The following is a 15,356-nucleotide window of genomic DNA, read 5'->3' as shown; positions in this document are numbered from 1 at the left end:
ATCTCCTTGTCTTCCCTTTGGAAAAAGTGTTTAATAGTAGTGTAAAGAAGGAGCCGGGCTAGCAGGCCAACCGACTTTACCCAAAGGAGGGAGAAACGATCTTATGAAAGTTGAAGTACACATTGATTCCCACTTCCAAGAAGAAGCGGTGATGATCACAGCACCTGCACTATCTGCGCGTGTAGAGAAAATCCGTGACTTTGTGGAAGAGTTGGATCAAAAAGGACGCTTACGTGCCAAAAAGGATGGGGAAGCTTACCTGATCGAAAGCCAGCTATTCCAACGTTTTTACATTGAAAATCGGCAAGTAATTGGTGAGACCATGACAGATCAATTTATTCTGACTGGGCCACTCTATCAGTTATCTGAAGACTTACCGACCTGCTTTCTCAAAATTTCCCAATCTGAAATTATCAACACAAAAGAAATCGATCACCTGCACTTTACTAGTGGAGGATCGGTGCAAATCTATCTTAAAAACGGGAGTCTGACCTACTCCTCCCGTCGTTACTTGAAAGCCATTAAGGAGAAATTATCATGCTAAAACAATCTTTTTCTGACGCCCTAAAAGGGATTTTCATCGGGCTCATCTTATCCATCTTCTTTTCCTATCTCTTCTCACCTGAGTTGTACCTTCCCTTAAGTCCCAACTCTGCAGTCGGCCGCTGGATGTTCTTGCATCATGTTCACGGCTCACTGGTCATGCTCTATTGTGCCCTCGTTTGGGGTGCGATTGGGGTCCTCTTTAGCTTCGGAAGTCTCCTCTTTCAAAAAGACTGGAGCCTCTTACGGGCTACTCTGAGCCATTACCTACTCATGTTACTTGGGTTTATTCCCCTAGCTACCTTGGCCGGCTGGTTTCCAGCACGACTCGGATTTTACTTCTCACTCGTTGTCGAATTCACCCTCGTTTACGTGATCATCTGGTTGGTCTCCCATCATTTTTATAAAAAACAAGTCCAAGAAATCAATCAAAGCATTACTAACCACTAAAATAAAAGATCCTCGCCATCACGAGGATCTTTTATTATAATTTCTTTTTCAATTCGGCGACTGCCATCATGACTTCCATGGGAGTCATATTGTAGAGATCCAGATTTTTCAATTCTGTGATCACTGTATTTTCTGCCTCCTCCTCAAAGAGGGACATTTGTTCAGCAACCTGCGAAGACACTTCCTTTTTAGGAGTTGCATCTGCAAGCGGTACTTGCTGGGCTTGTCCTTCGAGCTTGGTCAAAATCGCATCCGCCCGCTTCAGCAATTCTTCTGGTAAACCAGCGATCTTGGCCACGTGAATCCCATAGGATTTATCTGCTGGGCCGGATTCAATCTTGTGCAAGAAGGTAACCTGACCATCTCGCTCCAAGGTCGCAACATGGACATTTTCCAAACGGGACAAGGTCTCTGAGAGAGCCGTCAACTCATGGTAATGAGTCGCAAACAAGGTTTTGGCACCGGTTCGATCGTGAATGTATTCGATGATGGATTGGGCGAGGGCCATCCCATCATAGGTCGCCGTTCCCCGTCCCAACTCATCAAACAAAATCAAGGACTGGGGTGTTGCCTTGCGAATGGCGTGATTGGCTTCCATCATTTCCACCATAAAGGTAGACTGACCCGATACCAGGTCATCAGCAGCTCCGATCCGAGTATAAATCGCATCAAAGATTGGCAACTCGGCCTTTTGCGCTGGAACATAGGAGCCAATCTGGGCAAGAATCACAATGATCGCCAATTGGCGCATATAGGTAGACTTCCCGCTCATATTTGGCCCCGTAATCAGCTGAATATCCCGTTCCTCATCCATAAAGATGCTATTAGGAATATAGGACTGGGCTCCCATCACTTTCTCAACAACCGGATGGCGGCCTTTGTCGATTGCGATTCGTCGTTCTTCATGAAAGAGGGGACGATTCAACCGTTGCGACTCAGCGACACTGGCTAAACTTTGTAAAACATCAACCGTTGCAATCGCCTGAGCTAATTGTTGCAGACGTTGGATATACTTGCCAACTTCTTCCCGAATCCGCATAAAAATCGTATATTCCAGATTAGCAGACTTCTCACGCGCCTCTAGCATATCTCCTTCGATGCGAGCCAATTCCTCCGTACCAAAGCGTTCTGAATTTTTCAAGGTCGCCTTGCGGAAAAAGTGAGCAGGAACGTGACTCAATTGAGAATTGGTGACATGGAAATAGTAGCCATCCTTCTTGTTGTAATCGATTTTTAGACCTGTAATGCCGCTGGCTTCGCGCTCCTTGGCCTCAATCTCAGCAATCCAACCAGTACCATCCCGAAGAACGACACGGTACTGGTCCAATTGCTCGTCAAACCCAGTTCGGATGATATTTCCCTCCGTAATAACAGCAGACGCTTCCGGAGCAATAGCTGAGGTAATCAAGCGGTGCAACTCAGGAAGTTCATCCAAGCGTGCAATCAAGACATCTAAGACTGGATCACCAATCCCCAGTAGAATCGACTTGATCGTCGGCACATGCCCCAGAGTATCTCCTAGCTGCAAGAGATCCTTAGGGGTGATCTTGCCAAAGGAAACCCGACTCGCTAAGCGTTCAATGTCATAGACCCCTTTGAGGCTGTCGATCAAATCGCTCCGTTCAAAGAAATGATCCATAAAGACCTGAATGATGTCCTGGCGCTCTCGAATCCGTTTCAAATCGACTAAGGGCTTCTGAATCCAGGACCGCAACAAACGACCGCCCATGGCCGTCTTGGTTTCATCCAAATACCAATACAAGCTACCATGTTTCTTCCCAGTTCGCGCATTCTCTGTCAAATCAAGACTAGCCTTGGTCGCAAAGTCCATCTGCAAGAAATCGCAAATCTCATAATGATGGGCTTTTTTGAGGTGGCTCAATTCCCGCATTTGTGTCTGGTGGACATACTGGAGAAGTTTTCCAGCCGTTTTCTTTTCTAGCTCACTCAACTGATCCCCTAAGAGTTGAACATCGTCGAGCGCCGTCTCTACATGTGACAACAAGAGATTCATCTGGCTAACAAACACACGCTCTTCCTGTTCTGGCAGCTCGTAACCCAGGACCACCTCACGCGCACGTAAATTGCGGATTTCTCCACAAACCATGCTAAAGTCATTGAGAGTCGTCACCTGAAACTCCCCTGTCACCAGATCCATATAGGCTAGCCCATACTCATTTCCTGAACGATCCAAAGCAACCAGGAAGTTGTTCTCACTATCTGGCTTGGTCGAATCCACCACTGTACCCGGCGTAATCACCTGTACGACTTCCCGCTTAACGACCCCCTTAGCTTCTTTGGGGTCTTCCATTTGTTCTGCAATCGCGACCTTATAGCCCTGTTCAATGAGAACATCAATATACTGCTGGGCCGAGTGGTAGGGAACACCTGCCATGGGAATTGGATTCTCTGCATTTTTATTCCGTGATGTTAAGGAAATCTCTAAAATTTGAGCTGCATTCACTGCATCTTCATAAAATAATTCGTAAAAATCTCCCATTCGAAACAGCAAAAAGGCATCCGGATAATCTTTTTTGATATCTAGATACTGCTGCATTCCAGGGGATATTTTCTCTACTGCCATACTTCTTTATTCCTTACTGTTGCATCATTTTCTGACACAAGCTCCATAGATGAAAACAGGAGTAGATAGCTCACTATCTTCCTCCTTTTGACATCTCTCTTTCTCTCCAACGGGGCTTGACTACTGCATCATCCCTAAAATTTCATTTTGAATTTCAATGGCTGCCTCTTGGTCACGGCAGACAATCAAGAGGGTATTGGCCCCTGCTACTGTTCCCAAAATACGCTCATCTGACATTTCATCTACACCATTGGCCAAGAGAGCTGCTTCTCCTAGCTCTGTCCGCAAGACCAAGGTGAATTCCGCTCGTGAGACAGACTTGGCGTGGCTGGACAACATAATATAAATCTCCGCCACCTCAGGCTCATTTGGCAAAATATAATACAACTGGTCTTTTCGTTTCACCTTGACTAGACCCAGATCGCGCAAATCTCGTGACAGAGTTGTTTGCGTTACAGCAATTCCTTTTGCTTCTAATCGATCCTGAATCTCTTTTTGAGTCGACAATTTTTCATTTCGAATCATTTGTTGAATCAAAAGGTGACGTTCTGTCTTTTTCATTGGACCTCCACTTTTGAATAAATATACTTTAAATTATACCAAAAAAATTGAAAATTCGCTCAGAATTGTGTTAAAATAATAGTTAAAAGGACTAAGGAGCTAATATGAACAATAAAGAACTCATTGCTAGTGAATTGGCCAAAGTGATTGACTCTCTTGACCAAGATGCTATTTTAAATTTGCTTGAACAACCAAAATCATCTGATCTTGGTGACATTGCTTTTCCAGCCTTCTCACTTGCAAAAGTGGAACGCAGGGCTCCTCAAGCAATCGCTGCAGATATTGCTGAAAAGATCGACCAAAGCGCCTTCGAAAAAGTTGTTGCAACTGGACCTTACGTGAACTTCTTCTTAGACAAATCTAAGATCTCTGGTCAGGTAATCAAATCCGTCATCGAAGCAGGGGCAGACTACGGTCAACAAGACGAAGGTCATGGCCAAAACATTACCATCGACCTTTCAAGTCCAAATATCGCAAAACCATTCTCAGTTGGTCACTTGCGCTCAACCGTTATCGGGGATGCTCTTTCAAACATCTTCCGCAAAATGGGCTACAACACGATTAAAATCAACCACTTGGGAGACTGGGGTAAACAGTTCGGTCTCTTGATGGTAGCCTACAAAAAATGGGGTAGTAAGGAAGCTGTCGAAGCCAACCCAATCGATGAATTGCTAAAACTTTACGTTCGGATCAACGCTGAAATCGAAAACGATCCTGAGCTTGATGATGAAGGACGTCTCTGGTTCAAGAAACTGGAAGATGGAGATCCAGAAGCGACTGAGTTGTGGCAATGGTTCCGTGACGAAAGCTTGGTAGAATTCAACCGTATCTACAAACTCCTCGGTGTTGAATTTGACAGCTTAAACGGAGAAGCTTTCTACAATGACAAGATGGATGAAGCTGTCCAAATTCTTGAAGACAAAGGCTTGTTGAAAGAGTCTAAGGGAGCTAGCATCGTTGAGCTCGATGATGTCAACCTTCCACCGGCTATGATTAAGAAATCAGACGGTGCCACTCTTTATATCACTCGTGATATCGCAACCGCTATCTACCGTGCACGGACTTACAACTTTGTGAAAAACATCTATGCTGTAGGTCAAGAACAATCTAACCACTTCCGTCAATTGAAAGCTGTTTTGAAGAAAATGGGATTTGACTGGAGCGATGATATGGTTCACGTTGACTTTGGTTTGGTGACAAAAAACCGCCAAAAATTGTCAACTCGTAAAGGAAATATCATCCTTCTCGAACCAACTCTTCAAGAAGCCATCTCTCGTGCCAAAGCTCAGATCGAAGAAAAGAATCCTGAACTTGAAAACAAGGAAGAAGTGGCACATGCAGTCGGTGTTGGTGCGGTTAAATTCTACGACTTGAAGACAGACCGTCGCAACGGTTATGACTTCGACCTCGAAGCCATGGTATCCTTCGAAGGAGAAACTGGACCTTACGTTCAATACGCTTACGCTCGTATCCAATCGATCCTTCGCAAAGCCAACTTCACACCATCTACAGATGCGACATACAGCTTGAGCGATCCTGAAAGCTGGGAAATCATCAAGCTTCTCCAAGACTTCTCTCGTGTTGTCAAACGTGCCGCTGAAAACTATGACCCATCTTTGATTGCAAAATATGCCATCAACTTGGCTCAAGCCTTCAACAAATACTATGCACACACTCGTATCTTGGATGAAAGCCCAGAACGCGAAAGCCGTCTTGCTCTTAGCTACTCAACTGCAGTAGTCTTAAAAGAAGCCCTTCGCTTACTTGGTGTCGATGCACCTGAGAAAATGTAATTTCTTATCTAATGATTGATAAGTAGAACATCTCTTATGGGAGTGAGAGGAGAAACTAAATGCGATTCAATTTAGTTCTTTCTCACTCCTTTTCTCATGCCTAATGCCCTTCATTCTCTACATTTTCAAATCCTTTATATACAGGAGAAATCTATGAATCAAACCGTTTACATCTTAATCCTCATCAGTTTAGTGGTCCTCTTTTTATTCAACAAGTACGAAAGAGAAAAACTACAACGGCTCTTACAAGAGCAACTCTTGAAAGATCAAGCTTTCAAAGATAGCATCAAGGAAAAAATCCAAGAGACCGACAATATCAACGATGTCATCCATGCCATCAACAAAGACTATCGATTGGGACTCCTACTTGCTAAAGAAATCACAGAAAAATTAAAATAAGCCATAGAAGAGGAGTCATATAAAATGTGACTCCTCTTCTATTCAGTCGCAACAAATAAGAGGCTGGGACAAAAGTCCTAGCCTCTCAATTATTTTTGGATTGTCGAGCAAGACGCAGTGGTTGAGTGGGCTCTACTACGCTGATTTCATCAGCTTTTACAGCCCTACTCAACTGTGCGGAGGTGGGACGACGAAATCGAATTCTAACGAATTACCGATTTCTGTCCCACTCTCTTTATTTTAAAGATGATACAAATCTTCTACAATGGCGGCTACTTTTTTAATATCTCCCAACATCCCCCGCATTTCAAAATCGGCTAACATAGGGAAACCAAAGCGTTGGCTGTATTGCTTAGCGGTTAAACAATATTGATTGTTAAAATTCCGATTGCCTGATCCAACCACTCCTAAGCACTTGCTGGCGTTGCCTCCGTAAGCAATAAAATCTGCGACATCTGTCGTCAAAATTTCCACATCGCCATTGTCAACACCATTTCCACCCTCCAAATAGGTTGGCAAAAAAGTAATAAAAGGATTGGTCATTTCAAAGAAGGGCTGGCCCTCTTTGACCAGGTCTTTCACATGCACTTTCTCGATTTCAAGTCCGGGATGGGCTTCCAGCAAATAGTCACTTAAGCGGCGGACAAAACTCTCTGTATTCCCACTCAGACTAATATAAACAAAGGATACTTTCATCTTTTTTCTCCAATCAAGAAGCTCTCTTATCCTCTAAGAGAGCTCCATTCAAACTTATCTATTATGCCGTAGCTTGAGCTTTTCTCAAACGCAAGGTTTTATACAAAACAATCCCAAGGAAGAGAAGAGATAAAGCAGTCAAGAGTAACAAAGCAATGGACGAAGATGCCAGATATCGTTGGCGAAGGGACGGGGTTGAAAAACTAGCTAATAGTGGACGCCCTGCAAAATAATTATAGCAAGAGAAGGCTTGACTTAATAAAATCTGCCCCATGTAAGTATAATGGGCTGTTAACAGATCCTGCTTCATAAAGAGGAAATAGAAAGTTGCCAGTAAGGCAATCAGAATCAGGGAAACAAATAAAAAGGTTAGTGGAGACTGATTGAGTTGGGTTGATTTCTCATAATATGTCACGTAGTCAGCCTTGTCTTGAGCCGTTGTTAAACCAAGTTGTTTCGCAAAATCATCTGTCAGCTCAAAACTCTTTGAAGCTCCAAAGGTTGAGACAGCTGAAGTCAGGGTTCCAACCGTAGAGAAAAATAACAGGATGTAAAGATAGATAGGTTTCTTTTTCATACAAACTCCTTTTCATTTCTTACACCCTATTATATCGCGATACAGATAGAAAGGCAAGCGCCTCAAAACCGTGGAAGCACTTGCCTGATCACTGATACGTTCAAATGAAATTCATTTGGAAAAGTAATGTGTGCAAAAGATGAAAAGCCATCGCAACTGTATCATTGGAATGATTAGAGATATAACGGAGTCCTATAAACTTTCATTCGAACACCACCAGTATACCTCATTCTCTTCTTCTTGTGTCATCCATTTCTATTCTGCTTCATTTCGACACGATTTGGTCTATAAAAGCCATTTCCTCTCCTCATCCAAAAACTATTCTGTTCTATTTCTCAACTATTTGGTCATCACTCCATCAAAAAAGCCAGAAGAACTTGCCTTCTGACTTTCTTTATTTAGATGAATGAACGACAGAAATAAGAATTAATCTTCTTTTTTCTTGCGTGCAAGACCCAATCCAAGCAATCCAGCCATCGCACCTGCAAGAACAGCTGCAGTTGAGCTTTCTGTACCTGTATTTGGAAGCGTAGGTGTTTGTGGTTGCGCAGGTTGTACAGGCTGTTCCGGAACTTCAGGAGTTGGTTCGGTTGGAACCTCTGGAGTTGGTGGAACGATTGGTGTAGGTGGAACAATTGGTGTAGGTGGGTTGTATGGAGTTGGTGGAGTTGGTGGAACTGGTGTTGGTGGGGTTGGAATATCTGTTTCCGTTACCACTTTATTCTTATGCCATTTCACTTCAGCTTCCGGTTTCACCGGATTCGTATTTGGAACGACTTCAGGAGTTGGTGGGGTTGGCTCTGTTGGTGGAGTTGGAGCTTTTGGTTCCTCCACATCGACCGTAATCACAGTGTAGTTAGGTGCTGTTGGCGGAGTTGGTGATTTAGGTTCTTCAGGTTTACTTGGCTCTGCTGGCACTTCCACAACTGTTGGTGTTGGTGGAGTTGGAGCCTTTGGTTCTGTTGGTTTTGTTGGCTCTTTCGGTTTTTCTCCTGGCTCTTTAGGAAGACCTACATTTGAGTTGATGGCAAACCAATAAACCGTTGGTTGACCAGCCGCATTGGCACCATTAGCCGTAAAGACTAAGTGTCCATCTGACATCTTCAAGCCTGCTCCACCATAATAGAGGTATGGAGAAGATGGATTATCCCAACCTTCAAGAGTTGTTGAAGATTCACCGTTAAAGACAGAGCCATGTTCAATATATTGGTTATCTTTAAAGGAAGTCACTTCTTTAGTAGCAGCATCATAAGAAACACTTGAGTTTGGAATTGGAATAAATTTATTATTTCCAACATTTACAGACTCTTGGTGTTCCACGTTTTCAAATTTCTTCTTAGGCGTGAACGTAATTTGACCTGTAGTTGCATCTACTTTGTATGATCCGATAACATCATCCTTACCTTCAAAGGTAAATTCTTCTGTACCAATAGAATGAACACTTCCTGAACCCGAAGCATTTACAGTTAACGCATCCGTTACTTCTTCCTTCTCAGGTGTCGTACCAGGAACCCATTTACCTGTGTCATCTTTAACATAACCATATTTCTGAGTCACAATTTTGAGAGGGTTGTCTGCTGAAATGGAAACAGTTGCAGTACCAAAGTCTGCTTTTCCTGTTTTAACCTTCACTTCATTGTTTTCAATGCTCATGGATGAACCATCTGCATATGGATCCCAAGTTCCACGAACAGTGTTGCCATTTTTATCTTTGGCTTCTACTGTAAGGGCACGAGGTTTGTCTCCACTATCGACATAGGAAGCACCTGTCCAGTGGTTGAGCGAGTTCAAAGCGACAATGGCATTGCGTTGAGTCAAATCAAATTTATTGCCATCACCATCATAGAATTCAACATCGACAGCAACCTTAACAGGTTTGTCTTGGTCTGTTGAAGCACCCACTGTCATGGTTACCGTTGGATCTGCGTTGACTGCTGCAATCCCTTTGCCATCATTTGATGGAAGACTTAAAATCTCATAACGGTAAATCACACGTTTGATTGGATGCATATCCGTATTTTCACGCATGCTGGACTGATTCAAGTTATCATAAGTAACGACAAATTTATCGCCTTCTTTCACTTGAATGTACTCAGTTTCATTATTGGCCCAAGGACTAGTTGCTACAATATCTGAAGCTTCCAATTTATTAGAATCATATTGATGGACATTGCTTGTATTTAAACGAGCTTGAGCATCACGAGTAAGATAAGTGCTGATGCCGTCAATGGTGTGAGTTGCACCACCTTCACGTTGGAAGGTCAAATCTTGAACAGTTGAAACATTTTTAAGGTCAGCATACGCATTGTCTGTCATATATTTGTCGTATGCTTGTTTCGCGTCCGTATATTGTTTTTTGGCAACTTCGTATTCAGCTAATTTCTTTTGATAAGCAATATAATCATTTTCGTACTGTACTTTTTCTACATTGTATTTTGCAAGATCAGCTTCGTATTGAGCCTTAGCAGCATCTTCTTCTGCCTTCTTCGCTACCAATTGATCATAAGCTGCTTTATCTTTATCGTATTGCGCTTTCTTAGTTTGGTATTCTTGTAAATCTTTATCGTATTGCGCTTTCGCTGTATTGTAAACAGCCATTTCTGCTTCATACTTAGCTTTTGCTTCTGCATTGGCCTTATCTGCTGCTGCTTTTTCTGCTACTTTAGCATCGTAGGCTACCTTTTTAGCATTGTACTCTTCTAAAGCTTTATCATAAGCTGCTTGTTGGGTTTTGTAGTCTTCTACTTGTTTCTTGTAAGCCGCTTCTGCTTCTGCATTTCTCTTTTCAATCAATGTGATTTCTTGAGATTTTGCTTCATACTCCGCTTTTGCCTTTTTGTAGTTATCAACTACTGTGTTGATTTCAGCTGTTTGAGCTTTATTATCTGCTTCTGCTGCTGCGATAGATGGTTGGACTTTTTCAGCTTCTTCTGTAACGGTCACACCTTCTGTAGCCGCATCAGCTTTTGCTTTTTCAAGTTCTGGTGATTCTACATAAGTCGTCGTAACTGTTTTATTTCCTTCTGTCACAGTTGTAGATGTCAACTTAGAACTTGTTGAAACAGCTGCATCGCTTGTTGCTGTATCCGTAGTAGTCGCTTCAGTTGCAGGCGCTGTTGCTTCATCTGCTTTCACTTCTGCTCCGTAGGTATTAACAGTAGCCAATCCAGCGATGGCCAATGAAACAACACCGACTGATAACTTACGAATTGAAAATTTTTCCTGCTTCGAAACATGTTCACGATAGCTTTTCATTTTCAAAACTCTCCTTTTTTGTTTAAAAAAATCTCACTGTAGAGGCAAAAATATGCTACTTCCAGTTAACTTCATTGTATCACAATCAACCATTTTTATATATTTGTCAATTTAATTTTTTATTTTACTTTAAATATATAACAACTTGAATCCCCAAACTTTCCTTGCCTTCCCCATCTTTAGTTGAAAATATATGCAAACGCCTGTGAAAAAATCCTTTATTTTCAAGGGTTTTTAAGACACTTTCTCTTTTTATAAATTTCACCGAAAGGCTTTTTAAAGGGAAGTATTTTTTTATACCAATAAATTAGATTTGAAGACTGAAATAAAAATTATGTAATTTTTTCCCTTTAGGGGTTGCAAAATTCAAAAAAACAACACTTTTTGCAGAGTGTCCATTCCCTAAACTAGCTCCATTTCTTCTCCCAAATGAGAAGTAATGAAAAAGACCAAGGTCTTATGGACCTTGGTCTAACAACTAATGATTAGTTTAAGTGCCAGATATCTTCATTGTACTGAGCGATCGTACGGTCAGATGAGAAGAATCCTGCTTTAGCAATGTTTACGATAACTTGATCCAACCATGCATCACGGTCTTCGTAATCAGCCAACATGCGTTCTTTGGTTACAATGTAGTCTTCCAAGTCAAGAAGAGTCATGAACCAGTCTTTGTTGATCAATTCCTTGTGAAGACGAGTCAAGCGTTCCTTGTTACCAACTGCAAGAACGGCATCGCTGATAATGAAGTCTACCAATGGTTTGATAGCTTCACGTTCATAGAAGTCCGCTGATTTGTATGCTGATTTCTCATATAGATCGATTACAGTTTCTGAATCTTCACCGAAGATGTAGATGTTGTCACGTCCAACCAATTCAGCGATTTCCACGTTTGCTCCATCCATAGTACCAAGTGTTAACGCACCATTCAACATGAATTTCATGTTACCAGTACCTGAAGCTTCCTTAGAAGCAAGGGAGATTTGCTCAGAAATATCGCTAGCTGGAATCAAGTAGCTTGCAGCAGTCACGTTGTAGTTTTCTACCATAACGACTTGCAAGTGTGGAGCTACTGCTGGATCGTTTGCAATCACTTCAGACAAGCAAAGGATCAAGTGGATAATATCTTGTGCAATGGTGTAGGCAGGAGCTGCTTTACCACCAAAGAGAACAGTGATTGGGCGAGCAGGGATATTTCCAGCTTTGATGTCCAAGTATTTGTGGATCACATACAAAGCGTTCATTTGTTGACGTTTGTATTCGTGGAGACGTTTGATTTGGGTATCAAAGATAGAGTTAGGATTGATTTCCACACCTTGATGGTCTTTCAAGAAACGAGCCAATTTCCGTTTGTTGTGAGACTTGATGTTTTCCAATTTTGCTTTGACTGCATCTTTATCTTCATAAGAAAGAAGGTCTTCCAATTTAGATGCGTCATGGTGCCAGTCACGTCCGAGGATATCATCCAAGTAGTGTGACAAGGTTGGGTTGGCATGCATGAGCCAACGACGGAATGTGATACCGTTTGTTTTGTTGTTGAATTTTTCAGGGTAAATGTCGTAGAAGGCTTTCAACTCAGAATTCTTCAAGATTTCTGTGTGAAGTGCTGCTACCCCGTTTACGCTAAATCCATAGTGGATATCCATGTGCGCCATGTGTACGCGATCATTCTCATCGATGATTTGAACAGCTGGATCTTTGTATTCAGCGCGAACACGGCGGTCCAATTCTTCAATGATTGGAACCAAGTGAGGAACCACTTCTTGCAAGAATTCAAGTGGCCATTTTTCAAGGGCTTCTGCAAGGATTGTGTGGTTAGTGTAAGCCGTCATGCTACGAACGATAGAGATGGCTTCATCCATTCCAATACCACGTTCTGTCAAAAGACGGATCAATTCAGGGATGACCATTGATGGGTGAGTATCGTTGATTTGGACAACAGCATAGTCAGCAAGGTCATGCAAGTTGCTTCCTTTTTCGATGGCTTCGTCGATGATCAATTGTGCACCGTTTGATACCATGAAGTATTGTTGGAAGATACGGAGCAATTCCCCTTGACGGTTACTATCATCTGGGTACAAGAAGAGGGTCAAGTTGCGAGCGATATCTGTCTTGTCAAAGTTAATACCATCTTCAATAATAGATGAATCAACTGAATCCAAGTCGAACAAACGCAAACGGTTCTTGGTTTCAATCTTGTAACCAGGGACATCGATATCATAAAGGGTAGAAGTCAATGTGAAGTGTGCAAATGGCACTTGGTAGCTACGGCTTGAACGAACGAGCCAGCTTTGGTCAGTCAACCATGCATTTGGAATCGTTTCTTGTTGGTTGTTTTTAAGGACTTGTTGGAACAAACCAAAGTGGTAGTTCAAACCAACCCCATCCCCTGTCAAACCAAGGCTTGAGATAGAGTCGATAAAGCAGGCTGCCAAACGTCCCAAACCACCGTTACCAAGTGATGGTTCCAATTCCACTTCTTCGACTTCGATCAAGTCTTTACCAGCATCTGACAATTCTTTTTTAACATCGTCGTAAAGACCCAAGTTGATCAAGTTGTTAGACAAGAGTTTACCGATCAAGAACTCAGCTGAGATGTAGTAAACTTTTTTCTTACCAGTATTTAATTTCTTTTGAGCGCTTGCTTGCTTCGTGTAATTTAGCAAGGCAATGTACAATTCTTCATTTGAACATTCAGCAATTGTTTTTTGATGATGATCAATCACATATTTTTGTAATGATTCCATGTTGGGAGTCTCCTTTGTTTCAACAATTTTAATAGGGGGGAAAGATTATTTTTTTGCTTTCTTAACTTCTTTTTTCAAGTCTTTGTTTTCACGACGATAGATCGTAGTGAAATCAAGCAATTCTTGCTCGACAGCTGGAGTCAATTGATCCGCTGTCATTCGCCATGACCAGTTACCACCGAGAGTAGATGGGAAGTTCATCCGAGCTGAGCCATCTAACTCAAGCAAGTCTTGCATCGTAGCAATCGCCATGAAGCTGACGGAAGCAAAGACGGTGCGAAGCATAGCATGCGGTACAGATTCGTACTCTTTCCGGTTGGTATAACGAGCAAGATACTCACGAGTTGGATCGTCGATTTCATTGCGGTACCATCCAAGAACTGTGTTGTTATCATGTGTTCCAGTGTACATCACAGAGTTGTTTGGTGCCAAGTGAGGGCTATCGATACTTTCATCGTCAGGATTGAAGGCGAATTGAAGAATCTTCATTCCTGGGAAACCAGTACGTTCGCGAAGCTCAATAACTTCATCCGTCATAAAGCCAAGGTCCTCAGCGATGATGTTCAAATCACCGAGCTCTTCCTTCACGGCTGCAAAGAGTTTGTAGCCAGGACCTTTGACCCATTTACCTGGTGCTGCAGTTTCAGAACCAGCAGGGATTTCCCAGTATGATTCGAAACCACGGAAGTGGTCGATCCGAACGATGTCATAGATCTTGAAGCTTTCACGCAAGCGTTCAATCCACCATTGGTAGCCATCTTTGTCCATTGCTTCCCAGTCATAGATTGGGTTCCCCCAAAGTTGACCAGTTGCTGAGAACTCATCTGGCGGGCATCCTGCAATGCAAGTTGCTTTTCCGTTTTCATCTGTTTTGAAGAGATGAGGATTAGCCCACATGTCACTTGAATCTTCCGCTACATAGATTGGCATATCTCCCACAATTTCAATGTGGTGGTCGTTGGCATAAGCTTTCAAGGCCAACCATTGTTGGAAGAAGAAGAATTGAGTTACACGATGGTAAGTCAATTGATCAGCCAATTCTTCACGGTATTTAGCCAAAGCTTTTGGCTCACGCGCACGAATAGCTGCATCTGGCCACTCTGTCCAAGCTTTCAAATCAAAGTGTTCTTTAATAGCCATGTATTCTGCGAAGAGCTCCAACCAAGAAGCATTGGCTTCGCAAAAGGCTTGGAATTCTTTTTGATCACCTGATTTCAAGAAGTTCGCAACGGCTTTTTCAAGTAGCGGACGACGTTGTTCGAAAACCTTTGCATAATCCACTTGAGTAGGATCTTGACCAAAGTCCACTCCTTTAAGATCTGCTTCTGTCAACAAACCTCGTTCAATCAAAAGATCGAAATCAATAAAATGAGTGTTCCCAGCAAAAGCTGAGAAAGATTGGTATGGAGAATCTCCATAACTAGTTGTACCAAGCGGCAAGATTTGCCAGTAACGTTGCTTGGTCCGAACGAGGAAATCAACAAAATCATATGCTGATTGACCGAATGATCCGATCCCGTATTGTCCAGGAAGGGAAGAAATGTGCATCAAAACACCACTTTGACGTTTTTTCATGGGTTACCACCTTTTTTTATTTCTTTGAAGCCTGCGATTCGGTGCACGGTATGGGTATCGTTGCAGAGTCGTATCCAGCTCTCAAGCGGCTCTACTCTTTGTTAAAAATCGAACAGGCGCAACTCAGTTTACGCAATTTTTGCGAAAACGTTTGCGTACCATGTTATTATAAACTTTTT

11 protein-coding genes are annotated in these 15,356 nt (G+C 42.4%); 4 read left to right on the top strand and 7 right to left on the bottom strand.

The genetic code is table 11. From position 1 onward, the window contains the following. Nucleotides 1-103: 103 nt before the first annotated feature. Nucleotides 104-544: a LytTR family DNA-binding domain-containing protein gene (locus QM351_RS06615; protein WP_049503862.1), complete on the top strand. Its 441-nt coding sequence runs from the start codon at nucleotides 104-106 to the stop codon at nucleotides 542-544. Next, nucleotides 538-993 carry a DUF3021 domain-containing protein gene (locus QM351_RS06610; protein ID WP_021154102.1) on the top strand — a complete coding sequence of 152 codons (456 nt, stop codon included), beginning with the start codon at nucleotides 538-540 and terminating at the stop codon, nucleotides 991-993. The genes QM351_RS06615 and QM351_RS06610 overlap by 7 nt, the downstream gene beginning before the upstream one ends. A gap of 34 nt (nucleotides 994-1,027) precedes the next feature. Here QM351_RS06610 and mutS read toward each other — a convergent pair whose 3' ends face one another. Together mutS and argR are read right to left on the bottom strand one after the other, a co-directional pair. Next, the gene (gene mutS, locus QM351_RS06605; RefSeq protein ID WP_414327055.1) at nucleotides 1,028-3,577 is read right to left on the bottom strand and encodes a DNA mismatch repair protein MutS; all 2,550 of its coding nucleotides are present in this window, start codon (nucleotides 3,575-3,577) and stop codon (nucleotides 1,028-1,030) included. A 120-nt stretch (nucleotides 3,578-3,697) separates the two neighbouring features. Then, nucleotides 3,698-4,138, bottom strand: coding sequence for an arginine repressor (gene argR, locus QM351_RS06600; RefSeq protein WP_023919910.1), 441 nt, complete (start codon nucleotides 4,136-4,138; stop codon nucleotides 3,698-3,700). 104 nt (nucleotides 4,139-4,242) lie between these two features. On the opposite strand from argR, the gene argS reads away from it, so the two are divergent. Both argS and QM351_RS06590 read left to right on the top strand, forming a co-directional pair. After that, the gene (gene argS / locus QM351_RS06595; protein WP_414327054.1) at nucleotides 4,243-5,931 is read left to right on the top strand and encodes an arginine--tRNA ligase; all 1,689 of its coding nucleotides are present in this window, start codon (nucleotides 4,243-4,245) and stop codon (nucleotides 5,929-5,931) included. Nucleotides 5,932-6,084: 153 nt separating this feature from the next. Next, nucleotides 6,085-6,330 carry a hypothetical protein gene (locus QM351_RS06590; protein ID WP_023919916.1) on the top strand — a complete coding sequence of 82 codons (246 nt, stop codon included), beginning with the start codon at nucleotides 6,085-6,087 and terminating at the stop codon, nucleotides 6,328-6,330. A 240-nt stretch (nucleotides 6,331-6,570) separates the two neighbouring features. Here QM351_RS06590 and nrdI read toward each other — a convergent pair whose 3' ends face one another. The 5 genes from nrdI to malQ all read right to left on the bottom strand — a co-directional run bounded on the left by nrdI (nucleotide 6,571) and on the right by malQ (nucleotide 15,177). Further along, the gene (gene nrdI / locus QM351_RS06585) at nucleotides 6,571-7,026 is read right to left on the bottom strand and encodes a class Ib ribonucleoside-diphosphate reductase assembly flavoprotein NrdI (protein ID WP_155125189.1); all 456 of its coding nucleotides are present in this window, start codon (nucleotides 7,024-7,026) and stop codon (nucleotides 6,571-6,573) included. A gap of 61 nt (nucleotides 7,027-7,087) precedes the next feature. After that, nucleotides 7,088-7,603 carry a hypothetical protein gene (locus QM351_RS06580; RefSeq protein ID WP_414327053.1) on the bottom strand — a complete coding sequence of 172 codons (516 nt, stop codon included), beginning with the start codon at nucleotides 7,601-7,603 and terminating at the stop codon, nucleotides 7,088-7,090. Between the two features lie 426 nt (nucleotides 7,604-8,029). Then, nucleotides 8,030-10,858 (bottom strand): GbpC/Spa domain-containing protein, encoded by a 2,829-nt coding sequence (locus QM351_RS06575; RefSeq protein ID WP_414327052.1) that lies wholly within the window; start codon nucleotides 10,856-10,858, stop codon nucleotides 8,030-8,032. Between the two features lie 485 nt (nucleotides 10,859-11,343). Further along, a complete protein-coding gene (gene glgP / locus QM351_RS06570; protein WP_049471794.1) occupies nucleotides 11,344-13,602 on the bottom strand; it encodes a glycogen/starch/alpha-glucan family phosphorylase in 2,259 nt (752 codons plus the stop codon). Between the two features lie 45 nt (nucleotides 13,603-13,647). Beyond that, nucleotides 13,648-15,177, bottom strand: coding sequence for a 4-alpha-glucanotransferase (gene malQ / locus QM351_RS06565; RefSeq protein ID WP_134974269.1), 1,530 nt, complete (start codon nucleotides 15,175-15,177; stop codon nucleotides 13,648-13,650). Between the last annotated feature and the right edge of the window lie 179 nt (nucleotides 15,178-15,356).

The organism is Streptococcus parasanguinis (assembly GCF_047465465.1).
GTDB lineage: Bacteria > Bacillota > Bacilli > Lactobacillales > Streptococcaceae > Streptococcus > Streptococcus parasanguinis_AI.
This window is presented reverse-complemented; position numbering and strand designations above follow the sequence as displayed.

Coding starts and splice junctions, on each gene's coding strand:
- QM351_RS06615 (WP_049503862.1), top strand. CDS start 104: ATGAAAGTTGAAGTACACATTGATTCCCACTTCCAAGAAGAAGCGGTG.
- QM351_RS06610 (WP_021154102.1), top strand. CDS start 538: ATGCTAAAACAATCTTTTTCTGACGCCCTAAAAGGGATTTTCATCGGG.
- mutS (WP_414327055.1), bottom strand. CDS start 3,577: ATGGCAGTAGAGAAAATATCCCCTGGAATGCAGCAGTATCTAGATATC.
- argR (WP_023919910.1), bottom strand. CDS start 4,138: ATGAAAAAGACAGAACGTCACCTTTTGATTCAACAAATGATTCGAAAT.
- argS (WP_414327054.1), top strand. CDS start 4,243: ATGAACAATAAAGAACTCATTGCTAGTGAATTGGCCAAAGTGATTGAC.
- QM351_RS06590 (WP_023919916.1), top strand. CDS start 6,085: ATGAATCAAACCGTTTACATCTTAATCCTCATCAGTTTAGTGGTCCTC.
- nrdI (WP_155125189.1), bottom strand. CDS start 7,026: ATGAAAGTATCCTTTGTTTATATTAGTCTGAGTGGGAATACAGAGAGT.
- QM351_RS06580 (WP_414327053.1), bottom strand. CDS start 7,603: ATGAAAAAGAAACCTATCTATCTTTACATCCTGTTATTTTTCTCTACG.
- QM351_RS06575 (WP_414327052.1), bottom strand. CDS start 10,858: ATGAAAAGCTATCGTGAACATGTTTCGAAGCAGGAAAAATTTTCAATT.
- glgP (WP_049471794.1), bottom strand. CDS start 13,602: ATGGAATCATTACAAAAATATGTGATTGATCATCATCAAAAAACAATT.
- malQ (WP_134974269.1), bottom strand. CDS start 15,177: ATGAAAAAACGTCAAAGTGGTGTTTTGATGCACATTTCTTCCCTTCCT.